General features: G+C 60.2%; 21 protein-coding genes, 3 tRNA genes and 1 pseudogene. 17 read left to right on the top strand and 8 right to left on the bottom strand.

What is annotated here, in order from left to right:
- From JHD77_RS25380 to JHD77_RS25365, 4 genes are all read left to right on the top strand, one after another.
- Positions 1-230 (top strand): hypothetical protein (locus JHD77_RS25380; RefSeq protein WP_199506536.1); only part of this gene is annotated, 230 nt, incomplete at its 5' end.
- Entirely contained in the window at positions 227-511 is a 285-nt protein-coding gene (locus JHD77_RS25375) for a hypothetical protein (protein ID WP_003086159.1), read from the top strand. The genes JHD77_RS25380 and JHD77_RS25375, both read left to right, overlap by 4 nt.
- Positions 508-1,179 carry a DsbA family protein gene (locus tag JHD77_RS25370; RefSeq protein WP_023092929.1) on the top strand — a complete coding sequence of 224 codons (672 nt, stop codon included), beginning with the start codon at positions 508-510 and terminating at the stop codon, positions 1,177-1,179. The genes JHD77_RS25375 and JHD77_RS25370 overlap by 4 nt, the downstream gene beginning before the upstream one ends.
- Positions 1,180-1,334: 155 nt before the next feature.
- A complete protein-coding gene (locus tag JHD77_RS25365) occupies positions 1,335-2,588 on the top strand; it encodes a DNA cytosine methyltransferase (protein ID WP_003151440.1) in 1,254 nt (417 codons plus the stop codon).
- Here the strand turns inward: JHD77_RS25365 and JHD77_RS25360 are convergent.
- Positions 2,575-4,677, bottom strand: coding sequence for an ATP-binding protein (locus JHD77_RS25360; protein WP_023092930.1), 2,103 nt, complete (start codon positions 4,675-4,677; stop codon positions 2,575-2,577). The genes JHD77_RS25365 and JHD77_RS25360 overlap by 14 nt on opposite strands.
- A 265-nt stretch (positions 4,678-4,942) precedes the next feature.
- On the opposite strand from JHD77_RS25360, the gene JHD77_RS25355 reads away from it, so the two are divergent.
- Genes JHD77_RS25355 through JHD77_RS25335 form a run of 5 tightly spaced genes read left to right on the top strand, consistent with a single transcriptional unit; the run spans position 4,943 to position 9,597 of the window.
- Complete coding sequence (locus JHD77_RS25355; RefSeq protein ID WP_023518409.1) at positions 4,943-5,374, top strand: TIGR03757 family integrating conjugative element protein; 432 nt, start codon at positions 4,943-4,945, stop codon at positions 5,372-5,374.
- Positions 5,374-6,312, top strand: coding sequence for a TIGR03756 family integrating conjugative element protein (locus JHD77_RS25350; RefSeq protein ID WP_012076879.1), 939 nt, complete (start codon positions 5,374-5,376; stop codon positions 6,310-6,312). Before JHD77_RS25355 ends, JHD77_RS25350 begins: the two co-directional genes overlap by 1 nt.
- Positions 6,313-6,329: 17 nt before the next feature.
- The gene (locus JHD77_RS25345; protein WP_050413521.1) at positions 6,330-7,712 is read left to right on the top strand and encodes an integrating conjugative element protein; all 1,383 of its coding nucleotides are present in this window, start codon (positions 6,330-6,332) and stop codon (positions 7,710-7,712) included.
- Complete coding sequence (locus JHD77_RS25340) at positions 7,712-8,059, top strand: hypothetical protein (protein WP_003099870.1); 348 nt, start codon at positions 7,712-7,714, stop codon at positions 8,057-8,059. The genes JHD77_RS25345 and JHD77_RS25340 overlap by 1 nt, the downstream gene beginning before the upstream one ends.
- Positions 8,056-9,597 carry a conjugal transfer protein TraG N-terminal domain-containing protein gene (locus tag JHD77_RS25335; RefSeq protein ID WP_196994396.1) on the top strand — a complete coding sequence of 514 codons (1,542 nt, stop codon included), beginning with the start codon at positions 8,056-8,058 and terminating at the stop codon, positions 9,595-9,597. Before JHD77_RS25340 ends, JHD77_RS25335 begins: the two co-directional genes overlap by 4 nt.
- 34 nt (positions 9,598-9,631) lie before the next feature.
- On the opposite strand, the gene JHD77_RS32480 is transcribed toward JHD77_RS25335, so the two are convergent.
- Positions 9,632-10,012, bottom strand: coding sequence for a DUF3742 family protein (locus JHD77_RS32480; protein WP_020750390.1), 381 nt, complete (start codon positions 10,010-10,012; stop codon positions 9,632-9,634).
- A 96-nt stretch (positions 10,013-10,108) separates the two neighbouring features.
- Between JHD77_RS32480 and JHD77_RS32475 the strand changes: the two are divergent.
- The 4 genes and pseudogenes from JHD77_RS32475 to JHD77_RS25315 form a co-directional block, all read left to right on the top strand.
- A pseudogene (locus tag JHD77_RS32475) lies at positions 10,109-10,189 on the top strand (type II toxin-antitoxin system RelE/ParE family toxin); the annotation flags it as partial.
- Positions 10,190-10,516: 327 nt separating this feature from the next.
- Positions 10,517-12,406, top strand: coding sequence for a MobH family relaxase (gene mobH / locus JHD77_RS25325; RefSeq protein WP_196994397.1), 1,890 nt, complete (start codon positions 10,517-10,519; stop codon positions 12,404-12,406).
- Complete coding sequence (locus JHD77_RS25320; protein ID WP_003099879.1) at positions 12,403-13,743, top strand: site-specific integrase; 1,341 nt, start codon at positions 12,403-12,405, stop codon at positions 13,741-13,743. The genes mobH and JHD77_RS25320 overlap by 4 nt, the downstream gene beginning before the upstream one ends.
- Positions 13,744-14,052: 309 nt before the next feature.
- Positions 14,053-14,754 (top strand): Tn3 family transposase, encoded by a 702-nt coding sequence (locus JHD77_RS25315; RefSeq protein ID WP_223699419.1) that lies wholly within the window; start codon positions 14,053-14,055, stop codon positions 14,752-14,754.
- Positions 14,755-14,953: 199 nt separating this feature from the next.
- On the opposite strand, the gene JHD77_RS25310 is transcribed toward JHD77_RS25315, so the two are convergent.
- The 6 genes from JHD77_RS25310 to rluD form a co-directional block, all read right to left on the bottom strand.
- Positions 14,954-15,029: transfer RNA gene (locus JHD77_RS25310), tRNA-Lys, on the bottom strand.
- A 10-nt stretch (positions 15,030-15,039) separates the two neighbouring features.
- Positions 15,040-15,116 (bottom strand) — tRNA-Pro (locus tag JHD77_RS25305).
- A 9-nt stretch (positions 15,117-15,125) separates the two neighbouring features.
- Positions 15,126-15,201, bottom strand: a tRNA-Asn gene (locus JHD77_RS25300).
- A 234-nt stretch (positions 15,202-15,435) separates the two neighbouring features.
- Positions 15,436-18,000 carry an ATP-dependent chaperone ClpB gene (clpB, locus tag JHD77_RS25295; RefSeq protein ID WP_003145976.1) on the bottom strand — a complete coding sequence of 855 codons (2,565 nt, stop codon included), beginning with the start codon at positions 17,998-18,000 and terminating at the stop codon, positions 15,436-15,438.
- Positions 18,001-18,155: 155 nt separating this feature from the next.
- Positions 18,156-18,884 (bottom strand): peptidoglycan editing factor PgeF, encoded by a 729-nt coding sequence (gene pgeF, locus JHD77_RS25290; protein WP_003116257.1) that lies wholly within the window; start codon positions 18,882-18,884, stop codon positions 18,156-18,158.
- Complete coding sequence (gene rluD, locus JHD77_RS25285; protein WP_003094686.1) at positions 18,881-19,843, bottom strand: 23S rRNA pseudouridine(1911/1915/1917) synthase RluD; 963 nt, start codon at positions 19,841-19,843, stop codon at positions 18,881-18,883. Before rluD ends, pgeF begins: the two co-directional genes overlap by 4 nt.
- 145 nt (positions 19,844-19,988) lie before the next feature.
- On the opposite strand from rluD, the gene JHD77_RS25280 reads away from it, so the two are divergent.
- The 4 genes from JHD77_RS25280 (at position 19,989) to pilR (ending at position 24,350) form a co-directional block, all read left to right on the top strand.
- The gene (locus JHD77_RS25280) at positions 19,989-21,014 is read left to right on the top strand and encodes an outer membrane protein assembly factor BamD (RefSeq protein WP_003102590.1); all 1,026 of its coding nucleotides are present in this window, start codon (positions 19,989-19,991) and stop codon (positions 21,012-21,014) included.
- A gap of 156 nt (positions 21,015-21,170) precedes the next feature.
- Positions 21,171-21,416 (top strand): PP0621 family protein, encoded by a 246-nt coding sequence (locus JHD77_RS25275; protein ID WP_003102591.1) that lies wholly within the window; start codon positions 21,171-21,173, stop codon positions 21,414-21,416.
- On the top strand, positions 21,406-22,998 hold the full coding sequence (pilS, locus tag JHD77_RS25270) for a two-component system sensor histidine kinase PilS (RefSeq protein ID WP_003094692.1): 1,593 nt from the start codon (positions 21,406-21,408) through the stop codon (positions 22,996-22,998). The genes JHD77_RS25275 and pilS overlap by 11 nt, the downstream gene beginning before the upstream one ends.
- 14 nt (positions 22,999-23,012) lie before the next feature.
- Complete coding sequence (gene pilR, locus JHD77_RS25265; RefSeq protein ID WP_003110427.1) at positions 23,013-24,350, top strand: two-component system response regulator PilR; 1,338 nt, start codon at positions 23,013-23,015, stop codon at positions 24,348-24,350.
- Positions 24,351-24,359: the final 9 nt, after the last annotated feature.

Genomic DNA, 24,359 nt, shown 5'->3' with positions numbered 1-24,359 from the left:
CCAAGGGCAAGGAGTACCTCTTCCGTGTGGTTCCCCCGAGCCTCTACCTGGCCCTGGCAATGACCGAGAACGAAGAAAAGAACCAGCGCTACAACATCATGCAAGCCACCGGCTGCGACGAGCTCGAGGCGGCCTTGCAGGTCGCAGCGGATCTCGACAAGGCGCGCGGCCTGCCACCCTTCCCCATTGTTTTCCCAGACCAACCGGCAGTGGAGTGCCAGGACGAATGAGAGCTCTGAATTCGCTGACCCAGAACCTGATCGACAACCTGACCCAGATCCTGCAGAACCCCGAAGAAGATGCCCTGCAGACGCTCAGGATATGCGCTCCTGTACTGATCGAGGAGCTGCAGCAGATTCAACTGAGGGCGGTCGATCGCCGGGACATTGTCCCGCAGATAAAGCAGCTCCTGGATGAATGGCTGCAACAGCATCCACAGCCTGATACGGCCCAACAGGCGCTCATCGAGGCCGTGGACCGTGCGGAGATCCTACAGCGGAGGCAAGCGTGAGACTGTTGAAGGGCGGCTGGGCAGCGAAACGATTTCAAGGTCCCGCCCTGCCCTGGGCGGGGCTGCTGCTGATCTTGCTGGCTGCATCCGCCATAGGGGTAGAGCTTCTGGTGAAGGGGCTGCCAGCCAACCACAGCCTCTACGGCGATGCGAAAGCGCGCTGGACGATCAATGAATACGCTGACCTGGAGTGCCCCTTCTGCAAGGTCTACACCCCACGACTGAAGCGCTGGGTAGACAGCCATCCGGACGTGAACCTGGTTTGGCGGCATCTTCCCCTGCAGATGCATGGCGAGGCGGCCCGCCACCAGGCTCGCCTGGTGGAGTGCGCGGGGATCCAAGGCGGCGCCAAAGCCTTCTGGAGCGCTATCGATGCGATCTTCGCTCAGTCGGCCGGCAACGGGGGCGGACTGCCTGGCGGCACATTGGACTTTCCTGAACTGGACCAGTCTCGACTGGAGAAATGTGCGAAAGACAACGAGCTGGTTGACTCATCCATCAAGTCGGACATCGACATTGCACGGTCGAAGGGCATTACAGCGACCCCGACCCTCGTCATCCAAGACAACCAGACGAAACGAAGCGTGAAGCTGGAGGGCATGGCCGACGAAACCACCTTGCTGTCGGCGATAGACTGGCTAGCGACCTTAGAAGCGAAGAGTGACTGAAGCGAAACACGGATGCCGGACCATGTTGGCTGGTAAGCCTGATGCATCACGAAGCCTACGTACACTAGTACCGGAGCCAGCCCGGAGCGTGAAGCACGTGCATCCCGTAGGCGAAGTACGTATGCTACGCGCCAGGATGATTTAGGAACCACAGGATGCGACGAGTAAGATATCCCGCCTTCATTGCTGGCTCACAACGAAGAAAGAAAAAAAACTTTAATTTTGTCAGCTTATTTTCTGGTGCTGGCATAGGAGATTACGGCCTACACCTTGCAGGCGGAGTGTGTTTGGCTGCCTGCGAGATAGACACCCAAAGAGCTGCCGTACATACTGCCAACTTCAAAAAGCATGTATGGGGTGACATCCGCAAAGAAAAAGTCAAGATAGTAGAAAGTCTTAAAGATAAAAACATAGACCTAATTATTGCGACCCCTCCCTGTCAAAGTTTCAGCACTGCAAACTCCAGAAGGGGACTTAGAGATGATGCAGAGCATGCAAAAGGAGATGAGAGAAACAGCCTTTTTTTCGAAGCACTTTATATAATAAGAGAACTAAACCCCTCGTTCGTTCTATTTGAGAACGTACCAAATTTTCTAATGAAGAAAATAAAATGCGAAGAGGAAAAAGTAACAAGCAGAGTTCATGAATTCATCGAAGCCTCGTTGCAAGACTATCAATCTTGGCAAGGTAATATTTGCTTTTCAAAATTTGGCGTTCCGCAAACACGAAAAAGATCACTTGCATTCTTCGCTAGACGAGACTTGAAAATCAACAAGGACCAGCTCGCACCGAACAACTGGCTTGCTAAAATAGATGGAGCCCCAAGCTGTATTCTGGAAGCAATAAGTGACCTCTCGCCTCTTGACGGGATTTCTCCAACTGTGGCGAGGGATGAGTCTGACCCTTTGCACCAAGTACCTGTATACTCGCACAAACACTACTCATGGATAGCAGGCATACCGGCGGGAAGTGGAAAGTCTGCTTGGGAGAATAACTGCTTAAACTGCGGCTTTAGTGCAGCACCTATATTCACAGTTCATTGCCCTTCCTGTCTTGAACCTATGAAAAATAGGCCACACGTAGAAAGTAAAAACGGCGAGATACGGGCTATCAAGGGTTTCAAGACAAGTTACAAGCGAATGAAGCCAAATGAGCTTGCAAACACTATTACCACATCCAGCGGCACATTCAGCAGCGACGTAAAACTTCATCCACTTCAGAATCGTGTATTAAGTGTAAGAGAGTGCGCCAGGCTCCAGACTATACCCGACAGTTTTAAATGGCCACAAGTCTTAGAGTACCGAAAGGCTCACCTTTTTCGAGAGATGATAGGTGAGGCAGTACCACCACTCGTCACCTATCAACTTGGCCTTACGCTGCAAAGCTTAATTTCACTTAAGACTTCTTGACCGCCTTTACAATCTCGTCAAGCTCAGGGGATGTTTTGGCCATTTGAGCAAGAAAACCAGTAACGCTATGTCCACCAAGGTCACAGACTTGTCTGACTCGAACATCGTTCGGGTCAGCATCTGCCCCTGCAAGCAACCCTCCGAGCAACTGCATGTGGTCTCGACGCGAGAGTTTTAATACATCCTGCCACTTCACATATTCCATGGCATTACTTTTTTGCTCTTGAATTCCAGGGTCAAACTCTCTGGCCAATAATACGCCACGAACTTTTTTAGAAGAATCTCTAGATTGTAAGTATGTCATATATGAGTGGAGCTGCTCGAACTCTGGCCAGCTAGCTACAGCATCCGGACCTTTCAGCTCAACAACCAAGATATGAGTATCTGCAGAGTCCACAAAAAACACAAAATCAGGCTTAGTATAGTCAGCAGGGGAAGCAACATGTACGGGCCTCGCAGTAAAAATCCCCTGCTGCTGCGCCTCCTCACAAATAGTTTTCAGCGCCCGCCGTGGAATGTAGCTTTCGTACTTCTTATCAAGAATCCATGGAAACTGTTCTATTAGAAATTGTAGCTGAGTTTCTTGACCACGCATTATATGGCCTTCAAGCTGCGTCAAAGCGAACACTCGTTGCGAAAAAACCACAGCAAGAGAAAGGCTCTCTGGCACCAACTGCTCGACAAGCCTGTCCATAATTAGGCTAAACTTCTCAGCATCAAATAGCGCAGCTTCCTCCCAAAGCTTCTTAATAAGTCTACGAGCTGGCTCATGCACCCAAGCCTTAACAGTTGCCTCTACTAAACGCTCTTGACTTTCGCCATCTCCTTGCATCCTTGGTGTAATCTCACTCAATAGGTCAACCAAGTGTTCTTTTTCAGAAGGTCTAACGTATAAGCTTTTATCCACAACCACCTTATCTATTAATTTACCACCCTCTTCCTTAGCTGAAAGCTTTAGAGCCTTCTGATACTCTTTAACCCAATCCTTAACGCTACTCGCTCCCCAACTATAGAACCCTTCGAAATTTGGATCATCCCAATTAATGGATGTTCGATCAGTCGAAATTGCATCATACTCTAACTCATCTATCCAATCCGCCTCCACTACGGCATACATATATCTTGAAAATATCTCACTTCCTTTAACTCCAAAGAAAAAAGCTCTGTCCTGAGCAATTTTACCGTGAGCATATACTCCTACACCCGCCTGCTCCTGAGGCCAAGAAGCCTCTTTCACAAAGCCTACCCAATAACTAACTTCTCTACTTCCGTCAGGGGTTTGAACTACTGCTGTTTTTGAACCGCTCTCTGGTATACGTAAATACCAGGCAGGGAAAGCATGACTTTCCTGTAGCTCCTCACCATTAACCCATACTTTAAAATCCGGCCTACATAACGTAACAGTGAAACGTCGACCGAGAGATTCCATTAGATCAGCAGCCAGTATAGCCCTCCGCAGAGTAAGGTCTCCTGCAAGTATTAATGTACCCGATCCATCATCCCCCAGACGCCTCTTAAACGACTCAACGTATTTAGCCCCCTCTCCAGCCAGCGATGAGTCTACCGACGCCAACGGTACATTACTAGCCAAAATATCAGGCTTATATTCTGAGAAGGACTTGTAATCCCCTTCAGACTTAAGCATTCCTTCGTAATTGAACGTAAGCCAAGTCGCCATCCCCTCGGACACCGTTATGAGGCTAACAAGGCGAGCAACTCCAAAAGGAGCAAGTTTTCCAATACCTTTTCGCCCCATCGGCTTACGTTCAGCGAAACCTTCCCTTACACCCTTATTAACTTCACCCTCGTCTCTTTTTGGCTTTCCAACAACTAGGTAGTTATCCCTCAACGATGTGTGTGTCATTCCATGACCGTCGTCGGCTACGGCTATTAGTCTTGGCGCCCCTCCGGAGGTATTGGAAATGTCAATCCATACATTATTTGCGTAAGCATCCCATGAGTTAGAAACCAACTCAGCCAGAACATTCGTAGGCTTATTCTGATAGAGCTTTAAACCTAAATGCTCTAATACATTATGGGAGAATCGGAGTACCAACTCCTCTTGCAAGTCACCTTCAAAAGCTGTCATGGCTTCCCTCCATGAAGATTAAATAGATATCCAACCAAATCTGTTCGAAGAACATGCTCACGAAATAGAGCGTCGCAATCCGCCGATGCCAAGTGGCCACCCGCACGCTGGATTATGCCCTCCGCTACTAAGCTAGTCACCAGAGCGTTCACCTCACATTTTGCGAGTTGAAAAAATACTCTGTCGGCAGGATGATGATTTCCTGCTGCCCCATCGCAAGCGATCCTGTCTCCTGTCTGTACCTTCCTCGAACCGGTACAGACCCATGCCTCTTCATCACTCTCCCCCTGGCTGGCGGCCACAAACGCTGGTCGTTGGCTTACTACTGGTACTGCTGAGCGGCGCGAGCCAGGCCGAAACCTGGGTCATCACCGACAAGGCTCATCCGGTCACCGCCACCGGATCATCGCGAGTCCTGCTCCTGGATGCCCAGCAGCACCTTGAGGAGCAGCTGACTGACGCTCTACCCAAGGATCCTCAACAAGCTCAGGCAGCATTTCAGCAGTTACTACAAAGCCCTGCGGGGCGACGCCTGCAGGCAGAACTGGTTAAGGCACAACAAGACGTCGCCGATGCGTGGAGTCTCGGTGTCGAGAAGATCCCTGCCGTGGTAGTCGACAGGCAGTACGTGGTCTACGGCGAGCCGGATGTACCGCGCGCGCTTGAGCTGATCGCCAAGGCCAGGAGGTCGCGCTGATGACCAGCCACAACCTCCGCCGCCTGGCAGCGGCGGCCGCCACCTTCAGCCTCTCGTTCACGGCCTCGGCCGCGATCAACAGCGCGGCCATCGTCTCCTCCACCCTTTCCCCTCAGTGCCTCGAATACAAGGTCGTCGGGATCTGTTACTGGCTGCTATGCGGCCCGCATGGCTGCAAAGTGAAGACGTCGGTCAAGGTCCGCCACTACGTGCCTGACGCAGTCGTCTCCAGCTACGCGAATACAGGGAGCAACCCCTGGACCGAGGTGTCGGCGCTGGGTACACCGAATCCACTCGCCCAGGCCGGCAATGACGCGACCACCAACTACAAGGCCGAGAACAGCATCGGCCGCTTCAAGGAAGCGGATGTGATCGGCCATCCTGGCGGGGCCACGTTCAGCCGGTTCGCCAGCGCCTCTGGGTACGTTTGCCCTGGTGCCACCTTCCCGCTGGTGCCGTACTTCCTCAGCACACTGGACGCCATTGGCTGGCGGCATGGAATTCCCGAGCAGGTGTACCCCGAAGCGTTGGTCCCAGGGCTGCGCGAGGTGGGGGGAGTCTTCTCCGGCGACATGTGGGGGAACCTCTATCCGCGCAGCGGATTCCTGCACCAGACCGACGACTACAAGACGGCAGCCGTCATCGCCCAGCGCGCCGGCGACATCACCACGCGAGTCGGCCAACTCCACGTCTACCTTCCCATGCGCGCAGCCCCCAAGGACGGCTACTGGCCGGCGGGCGAGCTGAAAGAGGGCGATGCCTCGACCGGGAAATGGCAGGAGCTGACCCCGTCCCTGAGCCTCAACTGCGCGGTGTTTCCCAACTCAGGGCCGAAGACGCAAGCCGTCGACGGCGATTACGCCTGGGCGCTCTGGCGTCCCTACTCCTGCTGCCAGCGCAAGGGGCAGATCTTCCTCGGCAGTACCGACTTCCAATAAGGACACGGAGACGAATCATGCGAATGAACATCACCTCGGTCGCGCTGACGTGCCTGCTCGCAGCGCAACTTGCCCAGGCCGACGACCCGATCAATGTGTCCAAGACCGGCACGGTTCTCAGCGACGAGGTCCTCTACAGCATTGGCGGCGGCAGTGCGGTGAGCATGGGCAGCGCCGGCCAGATGGACTCGATCGGCGTCGGCTTCGGCTGGAACAACGACCTTATGTGCGGAAACATGAACCTGAGCACCACCCTGGAGAACCAGCTCAACGGTGCCACACAGGGTTTCCAGAACATCATGGGCTCAGTCATCCAGAACGCGACCGGCGCAGTCATGTCGCTGCCGGCGTTGATCATCCAGCGCGCGAACCCTCAGCTCTACAACCTGATCACCAATGGCATCCTGCAGGCGCGGATCGACTACGACCGCTCGAAAGGGACTTGCAGAGCGATCGCCGAGAAGATGGCTGACATCGCTGGCGAGCAGACCGGCTGGGGGAAAATCGCCGAAGGCCAGGCCCTGGGTGCCACACTGGCCTCTGGCGGGAAAGACGCCGTATCCGCCCTCGAAGCAGTGGAGAAGAAGGGCGGCAACGATGGCATAACCTGGGTCGGTGGAGACAAGGCCGGCGGCTCCGGCCAGAAGCCCATTCGCATCGTCAACGACGTGACCCGGGCGGGCTACAACCTGTTGACCAGCCGCTCAGTGAATGACTCGTCGAGCGTGCCTTCCGCCACTTGCAACAACGGCCTGGTCTGCAACACCTGGTCCTCCCCCCAGGAAGCCGCCGCGTTCGCCACCCGGGTTCTGGGCGAACAACAGCAACAGACCTGCGAAGGCTGCCAGAAGACGGTGACGGCTGCTGGCGTCGGCCTCACCCCGCTGATCCAGGAAACCTACGACAAGAAGCTCCAGTCGCTGCAGGAGCTGCTGTCGAAGAGCAAACCACTGACTGCAGAGAACCTGGCTGCGGCCGGGACCGATGCTCTGCCAATTACCCGCGGCGTCATCGAGGCGCTGCGCGACGAGCGTGACCAGGACGTCCTGGCGCGCCGCCTGGCGTCCGATGTCTCCCTGATGGACGTGCTCAGCAAGGCACTGCTACTGCAGCGCCTGATGTTCGCCGGCGCCAAGGAGCCCAACGTCGCCGCCAACGGCCTGGCCACCCAAGCCGTCGATCAGCAGACCAGCCTCCTGCAGCAGGAGATCTCCAATCTCAAGACCGAACTGGAACTCCGTCGCGAGTTGGCCAGCAATTCCCCCATGCGGGTCATCGAGCGCGGGCAACAACGCGCCTCAGGATCCAGTGGCGTGTTCGAGTCGGCGCCCGATGCTGATCGCCTCGATCGCCTGCAGGCCCCCTCTGCCGCCGGCGGCAAGTCGGGAGGGAGACCGTGATGGCAGATACGCTCACCACCCGAAAGCTTCTCGGCCAACTGCTGGTCGGAGTGCTGATGGTCATCGGCCTGGCAGTGGTCGGTACGCTGCTCAGCCTCTTCGCCCTGAACCACTTCGGTGGCATCCAGGGCCTGGAGGCCTGGCGGCAAAGCAACTACTGGAGCTTGTTCGCCTGGCGGGCGCTGCTGTACTGCGCCCTGGCCATCGCCTGGTTCCGGCTCAAGCAGCGCAAGGAACTGAGCGCGCATGAGCGGCAGCGCATTCGGCGGATCGAGATCCTGGTGCTGTTGCTGGTCCTGCTCATCGAATTCAGCAAAGCCTACTTCCGCACGGGAGGCGCAGCATGACCTTCATGACCAATGACTACCTGGAGTATTACCTCACCCTCCTCGGCTGGATCATCAACAACGGGATCTGGAACATGATCTCGGACACGGGCCTGTTCGCGGTGCCCTTCGCTGCCATCGTGATGCGCGAATGGCTGAAAGTTCGCGGGGAAGGCGCCGACGAGGGCAACAAGGGAGTGTTGTCTCTGGCCCGCATCGAGACGCATATCTACGTCGGCTACATCGTGGTCGCCCTGGCGGGGATCCCGGTCGTCAACGTGAGCTTCGACACCATCGAGTTCGACCAGGCCCGCGCCCAGCAGTGCCAATACAATCTGCCGGCACCGGCGGACACCGGCTGGTCGAGCTCCTTCAGCAGCCTGGCTGGCAAGAGTGCGCAGATGCCGCTCTGGTGGGCGATGATGCATGCCCTGTCCAAGGGCTTCACCAGCGGCGCCATCGCGGCCATTCCGTGCGGCACGGATCTGCGGCAGATGCGAATGGAAGTGGACAACACGCGCGTGAACAACCCGCTGCTAGCACAGGAAATCGCTGATTTCTCCAGGGACTGCTACGGGCCCTCCCGTGCGCGGCTGTTCATGCGGCAACCCGACCTGGGCTCCGTCGCCGAGGACAACAAGGCGTTGCAAGACCTGAACTGGATCGGCTCCCGATTCCTGTTGAACACCCCGGGGTACTACGACACCGACTACTCGAAGAGTCCCCGTCAGTCGTGGCCCTACAACGCCACCCGCGATGCCGGCCTGCCTCAGGTGGGCGGTGGTGGCGGCTACCCAACCTGCAAGCAGTGGTGGGCTGACTCAGGGATCGGCTTGCGTGATCGGATCAAGGACCAGGTGGATCCGGACCTGATGACCAGCTTCCTCAAGTGGGCGAAATGGCTGAACCAGGACGAGGTAACCGAGGCAGTCATTCGCCAGGTGATCTCCCCCTCCAGCCAGGTCAAGGGCAACGTCTATACCGATTACGGCGGGCAGGTTGGCGGCACCGTCTGGAACGGCATCGCGAGAACCGCAGGAACCTTCGGCGTTGCCCTGGGCAGCCTGGCCTATTTCCCGGCGATGGATATGGTCCGCCAAGCGCTGCCGATGGTGATGTCGTTCCTCAAGATGGCCATGGTCATCTGCATTCCGATGGTCCTGGTCATCGGCACCTATCAACTGAAAGTTGCCATGACGATGACGGTCGTCTTCTTTGCGATGATGTTCGTCGATTTCTGGTTTCAGTTAGCCAGATATATCGATAGCACGATACTTGATGCCTTCTATGGTTCGGGATCACCGCATCTTTCATTTGACCCAGTCATGGGCCTCAATACGGCGACTCAAGATGCAATATTGAACTTCGTTATGGGTTCTATGTTTATTGCACTACCTGTGTTTTGGATAGCGGCGCTTAGTTGGGCAGGCATCAGTGCTGGCAAGGTGCTGGAGGGGCTAACTAGTGGCACAAGGGCGATCGAAAAGGCAGGCGAAAAAGGAGGTCAATTTACTGAAGGAGGGATTAAGAGCATAGGCAACAGCACTATAAAGCCATAACATTACCGCATTGAGCTGGTAGACCCGCGTAGGTCTACCAGCGATGGTGAGGCTCTTCATCTTCAAAAAGGCTATCTACGCGCACTCCATCCACGTAGTAACCATAACCAAAGTCACCGTCTCGATAGCCGCGACTACCAAGGAAATTATTATTTTCCCTGGTGATTCCACTATTTGAGTGGTTTGAGCCACCCTTCACTAGCAGCAATCCAAACAACCCAAACGACATCAAAGTCATGAAAGCGCTGGCCAACCAGGTAAAGTTCTGAGCAAAGATAACGAACAGCACCACGACCAAGCAGGTTCGCTTGACCCAGCGCACGACAGGCCGACGATCATGCAAGCAGAAGCGCACAAGCATACCCAGAGCATAACCGACCCGGGAAGCAAAACCTTTGTTGGCGTGTGCGTTCATCATCAACCTCCTCGCCCCAGAAAAGGGCATACTGCCATCATCTATACGCCGAAACAGCTGAATTGGCAACCTGTGCCCAAAGCATCGAGTAGCCTCGTTGCGACAGACCAGGTGCTCGAGGTGGTTCGCGTGCTTCACGACTCCATGGATCTGGATCAATACCTGCCCCATCGGTGAGCAGCTGTAGCAGGAGCAAATGGCCCAAAGGGGAAATGGGCTTGAAGGGCGAAGGGAATGGTCCACAAGGGTAAAAGCCCTACCCGAAAGGGCCTGCCGGAAGGCAGAAAGGGCTGCGTTCGCGCCGGCGAACACGAAAAGGCTACGGGTGAACATCCACCAGCAGGTGCCCATGGTTGAGCCTGACCCAGTTCCTCCCAGGCAAAGCACAAGACCAAGATGGCACATTGCCAACAAAATACCCTTCCCCGCTACCGTTGTTTTATCGTTGTTGCCAGCCCTGATCTGGCGGAAAAGCCCGCTCCATGAATCGTCATGGAGCCTCCCATGTTTCAACTCCTTTCCTGGATCTCCAGGAAGCCGTCCCCCAGCCAACTAACCAAAGCTGCCCCAGGGGGATTCCTCCCTCCTCTGAGCAGTATGGAGCTGCTCGGCACACCTCGGCGCCGGCAGCTACTGGAGAACATCTGGCAGCGCGCCTCGCTATCCAAGCAGCAATTCGAGGAGATCTACCGGCGGCCACTGGCCAACTATGCCGAGCTGGTCCAGCAGCTCCCTGCTTCGGAAAACCATCACCATGCCCATCCAGGCGGGATGATCGATCACGGCCTGGAGATCGTGGCCTACGCACTCAAGGTACGGCAGACCTACCTGCTCCCGATCGGCGCAGCGCCGGAGTCACAGTCAGCCCAGGCTGAAGCCTGGTCGGCCGCCGCGGCGTATGGCGCCCTGGCTCACGACATAGGCAAGATCGTCGTCGACCTGCAGGTTGAGCTACAGGACGGCAGCACCTGGCACCCTTGGAACGGACCGATCAACCAGCCATACCGCTTCAAGTACGTGAAGCCCCGCGAGTACCAGCTCCACAGCGCTGCCTCAGCACTCCTCATCCACCAACTGCTACCGCGCACTGCACTCGATTGGCTCAGTCGCTTTCCAGAGTTGTGGGCTCAATTGATCTACCTGTTCGCTGGGCAGTACGAGCACGCCGGGATCCTCGGCGAGATCATAGTGAAGGCAGACCAGGCGTCTGTGGCGCAGGAGCTCGGGGGGAATCCTGATCGAGCACTGGCCGCACCGAAGCAGTCGCTGCAGCGGCAACTGGCGGATGGTCTTCGCTTCCTGGTGAAGGACAAGTTCAAGCTGAATCAGCCTGGCGGCCCCTCGGATGGATGGCTGACCCAGGATGCGCTCTGGCTGGTGAGCAAGCCTGCGTCCGACCAGTTGAGGGCCTATCTCCTGGCCCAGGGCATCGAAGGCGTGCCCACCTCAAACGCGACGTTCTTCAACATGCTCCAGGACCAGGCCGTCATCCAGACCAACGCCGAGGACAAAGCCATCTGGACGGCCACGGTGGACAACGGAGCCGGCTGGAGGACCAAGCTCACCTTGCTCAAGATTGCTCCGGCCTTGATCTGGACAGACCCTGCCGAGCGGCCAGCCCCCTACTCCGGCTCGATACAAATCGAGCTGGAGGAAACCTCTTCGGCAGAGGCGGAAACGACTTGCGCTGTGCCCGACGACCCTGCCGTAACGCCCTCGATGCCAGTTTCGCAAGCGAAACTTCGGCAACCCGCGCCAATCGCCGCGAAACCGTCAACGAATCGGCAGGAGGACGTAGACGATTTGTACGCGCTTCTTGGTAATATCACTTCGCCACTAGAAGAGCTAGACACTAGCCACGACTCATCGGCTGCTTCTCCTACGAACACTCGCGGGGAGGAGAACCCACAGCAGCCATTAGGAACCGCGGAGCCAGCAGATTGCGCTCCCGAAACAGTTGAAGACGCTTATATGCCTAGCAGAAGCACTGACCTGGGACAGGGATTCGTTGGCTGGATGAAATCCGGTATCGCGGCCCGTCGCCTGTTCATCAACGACACCAAAGCCTTGGTGCATACCGTCGACGGGACCGCCATGCTGGTCACGCCAGGAATCTTCAAGCGTTATGTCCAGGAGCACCCAGAGCTCGAAAAGCTGGCTCAGGCCAAGGAAACGACCGGTTGGAAGCTGGTGCAGCGCGCGTTCGAGAAACAGGGTCTACACCGGAAGACCAGTAAGAACCTGAACATCTGGACCATCAAGGTATCAGGTCCGCGCAAGACGAAAGAACTCAAGGCCTATCTGCTCCAGGATCCGACCTTGCTGTTCCCTGAGCAGCCCCTGGACAACCCAAGCCTTACCGTCATCAACGATGCTGAAGGGGGTGCACAATGACCCCGCTTCAGCTCACCGAGGAGTACCTCCTCGCGCATGACTTACGCGAGGCCAGCCAGAAGACCTACCGGTCAGCTGCTCGCGCCCTGATCCGCCACTTCGGCCCAGCCGTCTCCGTACAGGAGATAACCCACCGCAACATACTGGAATGGCGCCGCGAAGTCCTGGAGCAGGGATTGTCCAAGCGGAGCTGGAACACCTATTCGAGCCACCTGCGCACCATCTGGGGACATGCCATCGAGTCCGAACTGTTGACGCACACCCAGGTGAATCCTTTCAATAAAACCGGCGTGATTCCACCGAAGCGACCCAGTAAAACCGTGGCGCTCGATGCCATACAGAACGCACGGGCCTGGCTAAAAGTACAGGAGAGCTCCGAGCACTGTACGGGCGAGCGCGCCCAGATCACCCCGGCCTGGTTCTGGCGATGCGTCTTCGAGACGTTCTACGATACCGGCATCCGCCTCAATGCCCTGCTGTGCATTCGCAAATGCGACGTGCAGTGGGACAACCGAATCATCGTGGTGCGCGGCGAGACGGAAAAGACCCACCGGGAATTCTCCATCCCCATCACTGACGGCATGGCTCCCCACATACATCGACTCCTGAATAAAGCCGAGGCTGCGGGAATCAAGGGCAAGGATCAGTTGTTCAACGTCAATCGCTTCTCGCCCCACTACTCGCGCCAGGAAATGAACAGCGATCAGGTCGAAGCCATGTACCGGAAGCTGACGGAGAAAGTCGGCGTGCGCATGACACCGCATCGCTTCAGGCATACGCTGGCGAGTGACCTGATGAAGCAGCCCAAGCGAAACATCCATGTCGCCAAGAGCCTGCTGAACCACTCGAACATTCAAACGACGATGAGCTACATCGAAGTGGACCTGGATCAGATGCAGGCCGTGCTCGACGAAAGGCGACAAGCGCACGATGCGTTGAGACACCGGCACAAAATCGACTACAGCCGCTCGCCACAGGCTGCCGCGCCGGTTCCGCCTTCTCGCTCCGAGCAGCCATCGGCTGCCCGGCCACCCTCTTCACACGCCAAGCAACCATCGGCAACGCGGGCTGCACGACCTGCCGCCCGTGCTCGCGCGCCGGAGTCGGCTCGACCGGCGACGCGCTTGTCTCTCCCCCCTCCTGTCATCAGCGAGATGCCGTGCCATGGGGCCGAGAGCTGGGCTTCGCCATCGCCAGAGCGCTTCGAACAGACGGTCGTGATGGGTTTGATGGCGCAGTACATGGCACGCTCTGCCTCAGCGGTAATGGCCGCGGCAAGGCCGGAACAGGGGCGCTCACCCCGGTGGGAGAGTGCCAGCCAAAGCGGAATGACCTAGCACGATGAAATGCAGGCGACTTTCCGGCGAACGGTAAGGCCGCTGTAACTCGATCGCCCGGCCAGTAGAAAGACGGGGAATGGCCGAGAGCATCTAGTTTCCAGGCGTCGCGGGCTCACATTGGGCGCACAGGTGCGAACAAGATCCAAAAAACACAAGTCATTGAAATATATTGTGATCTTAAAAAAAACCTGACCGCTGCTGGCCATCCTCGCAACCTATATAGCCACGAGGAAGCCCTTCATCTCTGCAGTGAGGCCGCCGATACGAATCCAGGCCGTGATCGAGAACAGCTCTTCTCGCAGCTGAATGCAGCTTTTGCCTGGGCACGCTATGAGGCTGACACTAACCCCGCGCGCCAAGCAATTCGCAAGGCAAGCAGGACGCTCTCAGTCCTCGCAGATGAAAGAAAGCTTTTGGATGCAGAGAGCGGTGAGCTGCAGGAGCGAGTGGCTGAACATCAAAGCAATTCGCACCCATTGGGACGAGATCCTGCGCCTGGCCACCTCGATCAAGCAGGGCACGGTGACGGCCTCGTTGATGCTCAGGAAGCTTGGCAGCTACCCGCGCCAGAACGGCCTGGCCGTGGCACTGCGCGAACTGGGCCGGATCGAACGTACCCTGTTCATCCTCGACTGGCTGCAAAGCGTGGAACTGCGCCGCCGCGTGCATGCCGGGCTGAACAAGGGCGAAGCGCGCAACGCACTTGCCCGTGCCGTGTTCTTCAATCGCCTGGGCGAAATCCGCGACCGCAGTTTCGAGCAGCAGCGCTACCGGGCCAGCGGACTCAACCTGGTCACAGCGGCCATCGTGTTGTGGAACACAGTTTATCTGGAGCGGGCAGCGAATGCCTTGCGTGGTCACGGCCAAGCCGTCGATACCGCGCTGTTGCAGTACCTGTCGCCGCTGGGCTGGGAGCACATCAACCTGACCGGCGATTACCTATGGCGCAGCAGCGCCAAGATAGGCGCGGGCAAGTTCAGACCGCTACGGCCGCTGCAACCGGCTTAGCGTGCTTTATTTTCCGTTTTCTGAGACGACCCCTGTCAGAAGGAATCAGGGGCCCAAAACGAAGAAACCCACCAATTACGGTGGGTTATCTCATATTGACATCACGCCAGAGGGGGCCTAATGTTCGCGGCAGACGGCTGCGTGCGGCTAATATGCGCTTGGCTTCTTCACCCGCTATCATCACACCCGCTTTTCAAAGTGGTGGGTCGTGTAGGATTCGAACCTACGACCAATTGGTTAAAAGCCAACTGCTCTACCGACTGAGCTAACGACCCAAGTATGAGGTGGTCGGGGTAGAGAGATTCGAACTCCCGACATCCTGCTCCCAAAGCAGGCGCGCTACCGGACTGCGCTATACCCCGATTGGAAGTTGGCTCCGCGACCTGGACTCGAACCAGGGACCCAATGATTAACAGTCATTTGCTCTACCGACTGAGCTATCGCGGAACGTCTTTCTTCCAACCCTGGACGCTTCCGGTGTTGCTGGATTCGCGTCTCAGAGGCGCGCCATTTTACGGATGCACGCGGGCATGTCAACCCTCTGATCCAAAAAGTTTTTCTTCTTTTTCCACGAGCGGCAAAACGGCCCTTCCACTGCATGCGGCAGCGCTCTCACTCCCACCGGACGCCCATGAAAAAGCCCCGCCGAAGCGGGGCTTTCCCTGTCCGTCCACGAAGAGGTCAGGCGAAGACGATCTCGTCTCCTTCCAACTTCGCCGAGATACTGGCACCCGGCGCGAATTTGCCGGCCAGGATCAGTTGCGCCAGCGGGTTCTCGATCCAGCGCTGGATGGCCCGCTTCAGCGGGCGTGCGCCATAGACCGGGTCGAAGCCGACGGCGATCAGCTTGTCCAGCGCCTCCTGGCTCAGTTCCAGGCTCAGCTCGCGCTCGGCCAGGCGCTTGCGCAGGCGACCGAGCTGGATCTCGGCGATGCCGGCGATCTGCTCGCGAGCCAGCGGCTCGAATACCACCACTTCGTCGATCCGGTTGATGAATTCCGGACGGAAGTGCGCATTGACCGCGTCCATCACTGCGGCACGTTGCGCCTCGCGGTCGCCGGCCAGCTCCTGGATCTGTGCCGAACCGAGGTTGGAGGTCATCACCACCACGGTGTTGCGGAAGTCCACCGTACGCCCGTGACTGTCGGTCAGGCGTCCGTCCTCGAGCACCTGGAGGAGAATGTTGAATACATCCGGATGGGCCTTCTCCACCTCGTCCAGCAGCACCACCGAGTAAGGCTTGCGGCGGATCGCCTCGGTCAGGTAGCCGCCTTCCTCGAAGCCGACGTAGCCCGGAGGCGCGCCGATCAGGCGGGCCACCGAGTGTTTCTCCATGAACTCGGACATATCGATCCGCACCAGCGCCTCCTCGGTATCGAAGAGGAACTCGGCCAGCGCCTTGCACAACTCGGTCTTGCCCACCCCGGTCGGGCCGAGGAAGAGGAACGAGCCGCTCGGCCGGTTCGGATCGGCGAGGCCGGCGCGCGAACGGCGCACGGCGTTGGACACGGCGACTACCGCCTCGTCCTGGCCGATCACTCGCCGATGCAGCTCCTGCTCCATGCGCAGCAGCTTCTCGCGCTCGCCCTCGAGCATCTTCGACACCGGGATACCGGTCCACTTGGAAACCACTTCGGCGATTTCCTCGTCGGTCACCTTGTTGCGCAGCAACTGGTTCTCGGTCTTGCCGTGCTGGTCGACCATCTGCAGGCTGCGTTCCAGGTCCGGGATGGTCTGGTACTGGATGCGCGCCATGCTCTCGAGGTCGCCCTTGCGCCGCGCCGCCTCCATCTCCTGCTTGGCCTGCTCGATCTTCTGCTGGATCTGCGCCGAGCCCTGCACCTCGGCCTTCTCGGACTTCCAGATCTCCTCGAGGTCGGCGTATTCGCGCTCGAGCTTGACGATATCCTCCTCCAGCTTGGCCAGGCGCTTCCTGGTGGCTTCGTCGTCTTCCTTCTTCAGCGCCTCGCGCTCGATCTTCAGCTGGATCAGGCGACGGTCGAGACGATCCAGTTCCTCCGGCTTGGAGTCGATCTCCATGCGGATGCGGCTGGCGGCCTCGTCGATCAGGTCGATGGCCTTGTCCGGCAGTTGCCGATCGGTGATGTAGCGGTGCGACAGCTTGGCCGCAGCGATGATCGCGCCGTCGGTGATGCTCACCCCATGGTGCACTTCATAGCGTTCCTTGAGGCCACGGAGGATGGCGATGGTGTCTTCCTCGCTCGGCTCGTCCACCAGCACCTTCTGGAAGCGGCGCTCCAGCGCAGCATCCTTCTCGATGTACTGGCGATACTCGTCGAGGGTAGTAGCACCGACGCAGTGCAGCTCGCCGCGCGCCAGAGCCGGCTTGAGCATGTTGCCGGCGTCCATGGCGCCTTCCGCCTTGCCGGCGCCGACCATGGTGTGCAGTTCGTCGATGAACAGGATGACCCGACCTTCCTGCTTGCCCAGTTCGTTGAGGACCGCCTTCAGGCGTTCCTCGAACTCGCCGCGGAACTTGGCGCCGGCGATCAGCGCTCCCATGTCCAGGGCCAGCAGGCGCTTGTCCTTGAGGCCGTCCGGCACTTCGCCGTTGATGATGCGCTGGGCCAGGCCCTCGACGATGGCGGTCTTGCCGACGCCGGGTTCGCCGATCAGCACCGGGTTGTTCTTGGTCCGCCGCTGCAGGACCTGGATGGTCCGGCGGATCTCGTCGTCGCGACCGATCACCGGGTCGAGCTTGCCTTCCTCGGCGCGCTTGGTCATGTCGACGGTGTACTTGTCCAGCGCCTGGCGCGACTCCTCGACGTTCGGGTCGTTCACCGCTTCGCCGCCGCGCAGGTTGGCCACGGCATTCTCCAGCGCCTTGCGCGACACGCCCTGGCCGAGCAGCAGCTTGCCGAGCCTGGTGTTCTCGTCCATCGCGGCCAGCAATACCAGCTCGCTGGAGATGAACTGGTCGCCCTTCTGCTGGGCCAGGCGGTCAGCCTGGTTGAGCAGGCGTGCGAGATCCTGGGACAGGTTCACGTCGCCGGTCGGGCTCTGGATCTTCGGCAGCGCGTCGAGTTCTTTGTTGAGGCCGCTGCGCAGGGCGGCGATATCGAAGCCGACCTGCATCAGCAGGGGCTTGATCGAACCGCCTTGCTGCTCGAGCAGGGCGGAAAGCAGGTGCACCGGCTCGATGGCCGGATGGTCATGGCCAACGGCCAGGGACTGGGCGTCGGAGAGCGCCAGTTGCAGCTTGCTGGTCAAACGGTCTATTCGCATGGGTCGTCCTTCCTTCTATAGAGCGGGCCGGAACGATGGGTGTCCCTGATGAAGAAAAGCCCGCCGAGATGACTCAGTAGATAAGGGCGATTTTCCGCGGTTCAAGCGACCGGGCCGTGACATCGGTCAGTTGCCGCCGGATAACCTGCGCGGGCCTAGTCCTGGAGCCAGACCAGGCTGGCAAAACGGCCGGTACGCGACGAGCGGCGGTAGGAATAGAAGCGCGCGGTATCGCTGAAGGTGCAGAAGCCACCGCCATGCACGGCGGTGACGCCATGGGCGCCCAGGCGGATCCGCGCGAGTCGGTAGATGTCGGCCATGAAGCGGCCCGGATTGGCGCTAGGTACGAAAGCCGAGCGCGCCTCGGCGTGCGCAGCGACGAATGCATCGCGGACCTCGCCGCCGACCTCGAAGGCCAGCGGGCCGATCGCCGGCCCCAGCCAGACCAGCAGTTCGTCGCCGGGCACGCCCAGGCTGTCCACCGTCGCCTCCAGCACGCCCGCCGCCAGCCCGCGCCAGCCGGCATGGGCCGCGGCCACGCGGGTGCCCGAGCGGTCGCAGAACAACGCCGGCAGGCAGTCGGCGGTCATGATCGTACAGGCGACGCCCGGCATCGCGCTCCAGCTGGCGTCGGCCCTGAGCACCCGGCTCGGGTCGGCCTCCACCACCGTCACTCCGTGCACCTGGTCCAACCAGCTCGGCCGGCATTCCAGACGCTCGGTCAGGCGTCGGCGGTTTTCTTCCACGGCGCGCGGATCGTCGTCGACGTGGGCGCCAAGGTTCAGACTGTCGAAGGGTGCCTGGCTGACCCCGCCACTGCGCGTGGTCACGCAGGCCCGCACACGGGCCGGCGCCGGCCAGTCGGGGGTCAGCCAGGCGTTCATCCGACGAACGCCTCGCGATCCTGGCGCAACAGGCTGAGCAGCCAGAGGAAGTCTTCCGGCAGCGGCGACTCCCACTTCATGCGCACGCCGGTGGCCGGGTGATCCAGTTCGAGGAAGCGCGCGTGCAGCGCCTGCCGGGGGAACTCGCGAAGAGTCTGGACCAGGGTCTGGCTGGCCACCGGGGGAATCCTGAAGCGCCCACCGTAGACCGGATCGCCGACCAGGGGATAGCCGATATGGCTCATGTGCACGCGGATCTGGTGGGTACGCCCGGTCTCCAGCTTGACCCGGGTATGGGTGTGCGCACGGAAGCGTTCCAGCACGCGGTAATGGCTGACCGCCACCTTGCCGGCGTCGACCACCGCCATCTTCTGCCGCTGCACGCCATGCCGTCCGATCGGCGCATCGATGGTGCCGCCGGAGGTGATCACGCCGATCACGATCGCCTCGTAGATGCGGCTGACCGACCGTGCCTGCAGTTGCGCCACCAGCTTGGTGTGGGCCTCCAGCGTCTTGGCCACCACCATCAGGCCGGTCGTGTCCTTGTCCAGGCGGTGGACGATCCCGGCGCGCGGCACATTGGCGATGTCCGGGACATGGTAGAGCAAGGCATTCAGCAGGGTGCCGTCCTGATGGCCGGCAGCCGGATGGACCACCAGGCCGGCGGGCTTGTCGATCACCAGGATGTGCTCGTCCTCGTAGACGATTTCCAGCTCGATGTCCTGTGCGAGCCACTCGCCCTGGGCTTCCTGCTCGGCCTCCAGGACCAGTTGCGCGCCGCTGTGGACGATGTCGCGCGGGCGCAGCACGGCGCCGTCGACGGTCAGGCGTCCGTCCTTGATCCAGCCGGCCAGACGGGAGCGGGAGTGTTCGGGAAAAAGCTGGGCGGCGATCTGGTCGAGACGCTGGCCACCCAGCTCGAACGGCACCTCGGCCGCGCGTTGAATCATATCGGACATGAGTAGGAGACGATGCTCAGCGCGGCTTTTGGAATCGGCTACGCGCTGTGGTTAAATACGGGGTCTTTGTCCCAGGGGGTGCCTGGGGCGCCAATCATAACAGACGGTTGAGGCCAAGCCGACCGTCCCAGGGACGCAAGCCGCCATGCAAGTGAAACACCTGCTGCTGATCGCCATCCTCGCCCTCACCGCAGCCTGCTCCTCGAACAAGGAGACTGTCGACGAGAACCTGAGCGAGAGCCAGCTGTACCAGCAGGCGCAGGACGACCTCAACAACAAGAGCTACAACAGCGCCGTCACCAAGCTGAAAGCCCTCGAATCGCGCTATCCCTTCGGCCGCTACGCCGAGCAGGCCCAGCTCGAGCTGATCTACGCCAACTACAAGAACATGGAGCCCGAAGCCGCCCGCGCCGCCGCCGAACGCTTCATCCGCCTGCATCCGCAGCACCCCAACGTCGACTACGCCTACTACCTCAAGGGCCTGTCCTCCTTCGACCAGGACCGCGGCCTGCTGGCGCGCTTCCTGCCGCTGGACATGACCAAGCGCGACCCGGGCGCCGCCCGCGACTCCTTCAACGAGTTCGCCCAGCTCACCAGCCGCTTCCCCAACAGCCGCTACGCCCCGGACGCCAAGGCGCGCATGGTGTACCTGCGCAACCTGCTGGCGGCCTACGAAGTGCACGTCGGCCACTACTACCTGAAGCGCCAGGCCTATGTCGCCGCCGCCAACCGCGGTCGCTACGTGGTAGAGAACTTCCAGGAAACCCCGGCCGTCGGCGATGGCCTGGCGATCATGGTCGAAGCCTACCGTCGCCTGGGTCTCGACGACCTGGCCAGCACCAGCCTGGAAACCCTCAAGCTCAACTATCCGGATAACGCCAGCCTCAAGGATGGCGAGTTCGTCGCCCGCGAAAGCGAGGCCGACACCCGCTCCTGGCTGGCCAAGGCCACCCTGGGCCTGATCGAAGGCGGCGAGCCGCCGCCGCACATGGAAACCCAGGCCGCCAAGGACGTGATCAAGCAGTACGAGGATGCCGAGCGGGAGATCCCCGCCGAACTGAAGCCGGAAAACCAGGATCACAGCGCCGACGACGAGAAGCCGGAGAGCGATGACGACGAAGACTCCGGCCGCTCCTGGTGGAGCTACATGACCTTCGGTCTCTTCGACTGATCGCACGAAACACCGAAGGGAGGCGCAGGCCTCCCTTCTTTTTGCCCGCCGCCATGCCTCTCCCAGCGCCAAACGCCGCACAGCCTGGACCTTCCCGGCTGGGATCGAGCCGGCGGCTTGGCTAAACTGCAGCTTTCTCCAGCCTCCGAGATCACCATGGGCCTTTTCCGCCTCCTGTTCTGGATCGCCCTGATCGCCATCGCGTTCTGGCTCTGGCGTCGCTTTACCCGTCCCACTCCGCGCCAGCAGCAACGTCCGCAGGACGAGCCGAGCGCATCGCCGATGGTCCGCTGCGCCCATTGCGGAGTCCACGTGCCGCAGGCCAACGCCCTCGCCCACGAACAACGCTGGTATTGCAGCCAGGCGCACCTGCGCCAGGACCAGGGCGACCGTGCGCGCTGAACGGCTACGGCTGAGCGAGGAGCAGGGGCAACGCATCCTCCGTCTGTACCACCTGTACCGCCTGACCATCGGCCTGGTACTGGTCCTGCTGATCTCCAGCGAACTGGAAGATCAGGTCCTCAAGCTCGTCCACCCTGAACTGTTCCATGTCGGCAGTTGGTGCTACCTGGTCTTCAACATCCTGGTCGCGCTGTTCCTGCCGCCGTCACGGCAATTGCTGCCGATCTTCATCCTCGCGCTCACCGACGTACTGATGCTTTGCGGCCTGTTCTACGCAGGTGGCGGCGTACCCAGCGGCATCGGCAGCCTGCTGGTGGTGGCGGTGGCCATTGCCAACATCCTGCTGCGCGGGCGCATCGGCCTGGTCATCGCGGCGGCGGCCAGCCTCGGCCTGCTCTACCTGACTTTCTTCCTCAGCCTGAGCAGTCCGGACGCCACCAACCACTACGTCCAGGCCGGCGGCCTCGGCACCCTGTGCTTCGCCGCCGCGCTGGTGATCCAGGCTCTGGTGCGGCGCCAGGAGCAGACCGAAACGCTGGCCGAAGAACGCGCCGAGACGGTCGCCAACCTGGAGGAACTCAACGCATTGATCCTGCAGCGCATGCGCACCGGCATCCTCGTGGTCGATAGCCGTCAGGCCATCCTCCTCGCCAACCAGGCCGCCCTCGGCCTGCTCAGGCAGGACGACGTGCAGGGCGCCAGCCTGGGCCGCCACAGCCCGATGCTGATGCACTGCATGAAGCAATGGCGCCTGAATCCCAGCCTCCGTCCGCCGACGCTCAAGGTGGTGCCGGATGGCCCGACGGTGCAACCCAGCTTTATCAGCCTCAACCGCGAAGACGACCAGCACGTGCTGATCTTCCTCGAAGACATTTCGCAGATCGCCCAGCAGGCGCAGCAGATGAAGCTGGCCGGTCTCGGCCGCCTGACCGCCGGCATCGCCCATGAGATCCGCAACCCGCTGGGCGCGATCAGCCACGCCGCCCAACTGCTGCAGGAGTCAGAGGAACTGGATGCCCCGGACCGACGCCTGACGCAGATCATCCAGGACCAGTCGAAGCGGATGAACCTGGTCATCGAGAACGTCCTGCAGCTCTCCCGTCGCCGCCAGGCCGAACCGCAGCAGCTCGACCTGAAGGAGTGGCTTCAGCGGTTCGTCGACGAATACCCCGGCAGGCTGCGCAACGACAGCCAACTGCACCTGCAGCTCGGTGCCGGCGACATCCAGACCCGCATGGACCCACACCAGTTGAACCAGGTGCTGAGCAACCTGGTGCAGAACGGTCTTCGCTACAGCGCCCAGGCGCACGGGCGCGGCCAGGTCTGGCTGAGCCTCGCGCGCGACCCGGAGAGCGACCTGCCGGTGCTGGAAGTCATCGACGACGGTCCCGGCGTACCGGCGGACAAACTGAACAACCTGTTCGAACCCTTCTTTACTACAGAAAGCAAAGGCACCGGCCTGGGCCTCTATCTCTCCCGCGAGCTCTGCGAGAGCAACCAGGCACGGATCGACTACCGCAATCGCGAGGAAGGCGGCGGCTGCTTCCGCATCACCTTCGCCCACCCGCGCAAACTCAGCTGACGGAAGCCGCACGCATGAGCCGACAAAAAGCCCTGATCGTCGACGATGAACCGGATATCCGCGAACTGCTGGAAATCACTCTCGGCCGCATGAAGCTGGACACCCGCAGCGCCCGCAACGTCAAGGAAGCCCGCGAGTTGCTGGCCCGCGAGCCGTTCGACCTGTGCCTCACCGACATGCGCCTGCCGGACGGCAGCGGCCTCGATCTGGTCCAGTACATCCAGCAGCGCCATCCACAGACCCCGGTGGCCATGATCACCGCGTACGGCAGCCTGGACACCGCGATCCAGGCGCTCAAGGCCGGTGCCTTCGACTTCCTCACCAAACCGGTCGACCTCGGTCGCTTGCGGGAGCTGGTGGCAACCGCCCTGCGCTTGCGCAACCCGGAAGCCGAGGAAGCGCCGGTGGACAACCGCCTGCTCGGCGAGTCGCCGCCGATGCGCGCCCTGCGCAACCAGATCGGCAAGCTGGCGCGCAGCCAGGCGCCGGTCTACATCAGTGGCGAGTCCGGTAGCGGCAAGGAGCTGGTGGCGCGCCTGATCCACGAGCAGGGGCCACGTATCGAGCGGCCGTTCGTGCCGGTGAACTGCGGCGCGATTCCCTCCGAACTGATGGAAAGCGAGTTCTTCGGCCACAAGAAAGGCAGCTTCACTGGCGCTATCGAAGACAAGCAGGGCCTGTTCCAGGCCGCCAGCGGCGGCACCCTGTTCCTCGACGAAGTCGCCGACCTGCCGATGGCCATGCAGGTCAAACTGCTCCGGGCGATCCAGGAAAAGGCCGTGCGCGCGGTCGGCGGCCAGCAGGAGGTCGCCGTCGACGTGCGCATCCTCTGCGCCACCCACAAGGACCTCGCCGCCGAAGTCGGCGCCGGGCGCTTCCGCCAGGACCTCTACTACCGCCTCAACGTCATCGAGCTGCGCGTACCGCCGCTGCGCGAACGCCGCGAGGACATCCCGCTGCTCGCCGATCGCATCCTCAAGCGCCTGGCCGGCGACACCGGCCTGCCGGCCGCCAGGCTGACCGGCGACGCACAGGAGAAGCTGAAGAACTACCGCTTCCCGGGCAACGTCCGCGAGCTGGAAAACATGCTGGAGCGCGCCTATACCCTGTGCGAAGACGACCAGATCCAGCCTCACGACCTGCGCCTGGCCGATGCGCCGGGTGCCAGCCAGGAAGGCGCGGCGAGCCTGAGCGAAATCGACAACCTCGAGGACTACCTGGAAGATATCGAGCGCAAGCTGATCATGCAGGCGCTCGAGGAGACCCGCTGGAACCGCACCGCCGCGGCCCAGCGCCTGGGCCTGACGTTCCGCTCGATGCGCTACCGCCTGAAAAAGCTGGGCATCGACTGAAAGTGAAAA

This window comes from Pseudomonas sp. P20, assembly GCF_016463925.1.
GTDB lineage: Bacteria > Pseudomonadota > Gammaproteobacteria > Pseudomonadales > Pseudomonadaceae > Pseudomonas > Pseudomonas aeruginosa.
Note: the sequence above shows the minus strand (reverse complement) of the source record. Positions and strands in the feature narration are given on the sequence as shown.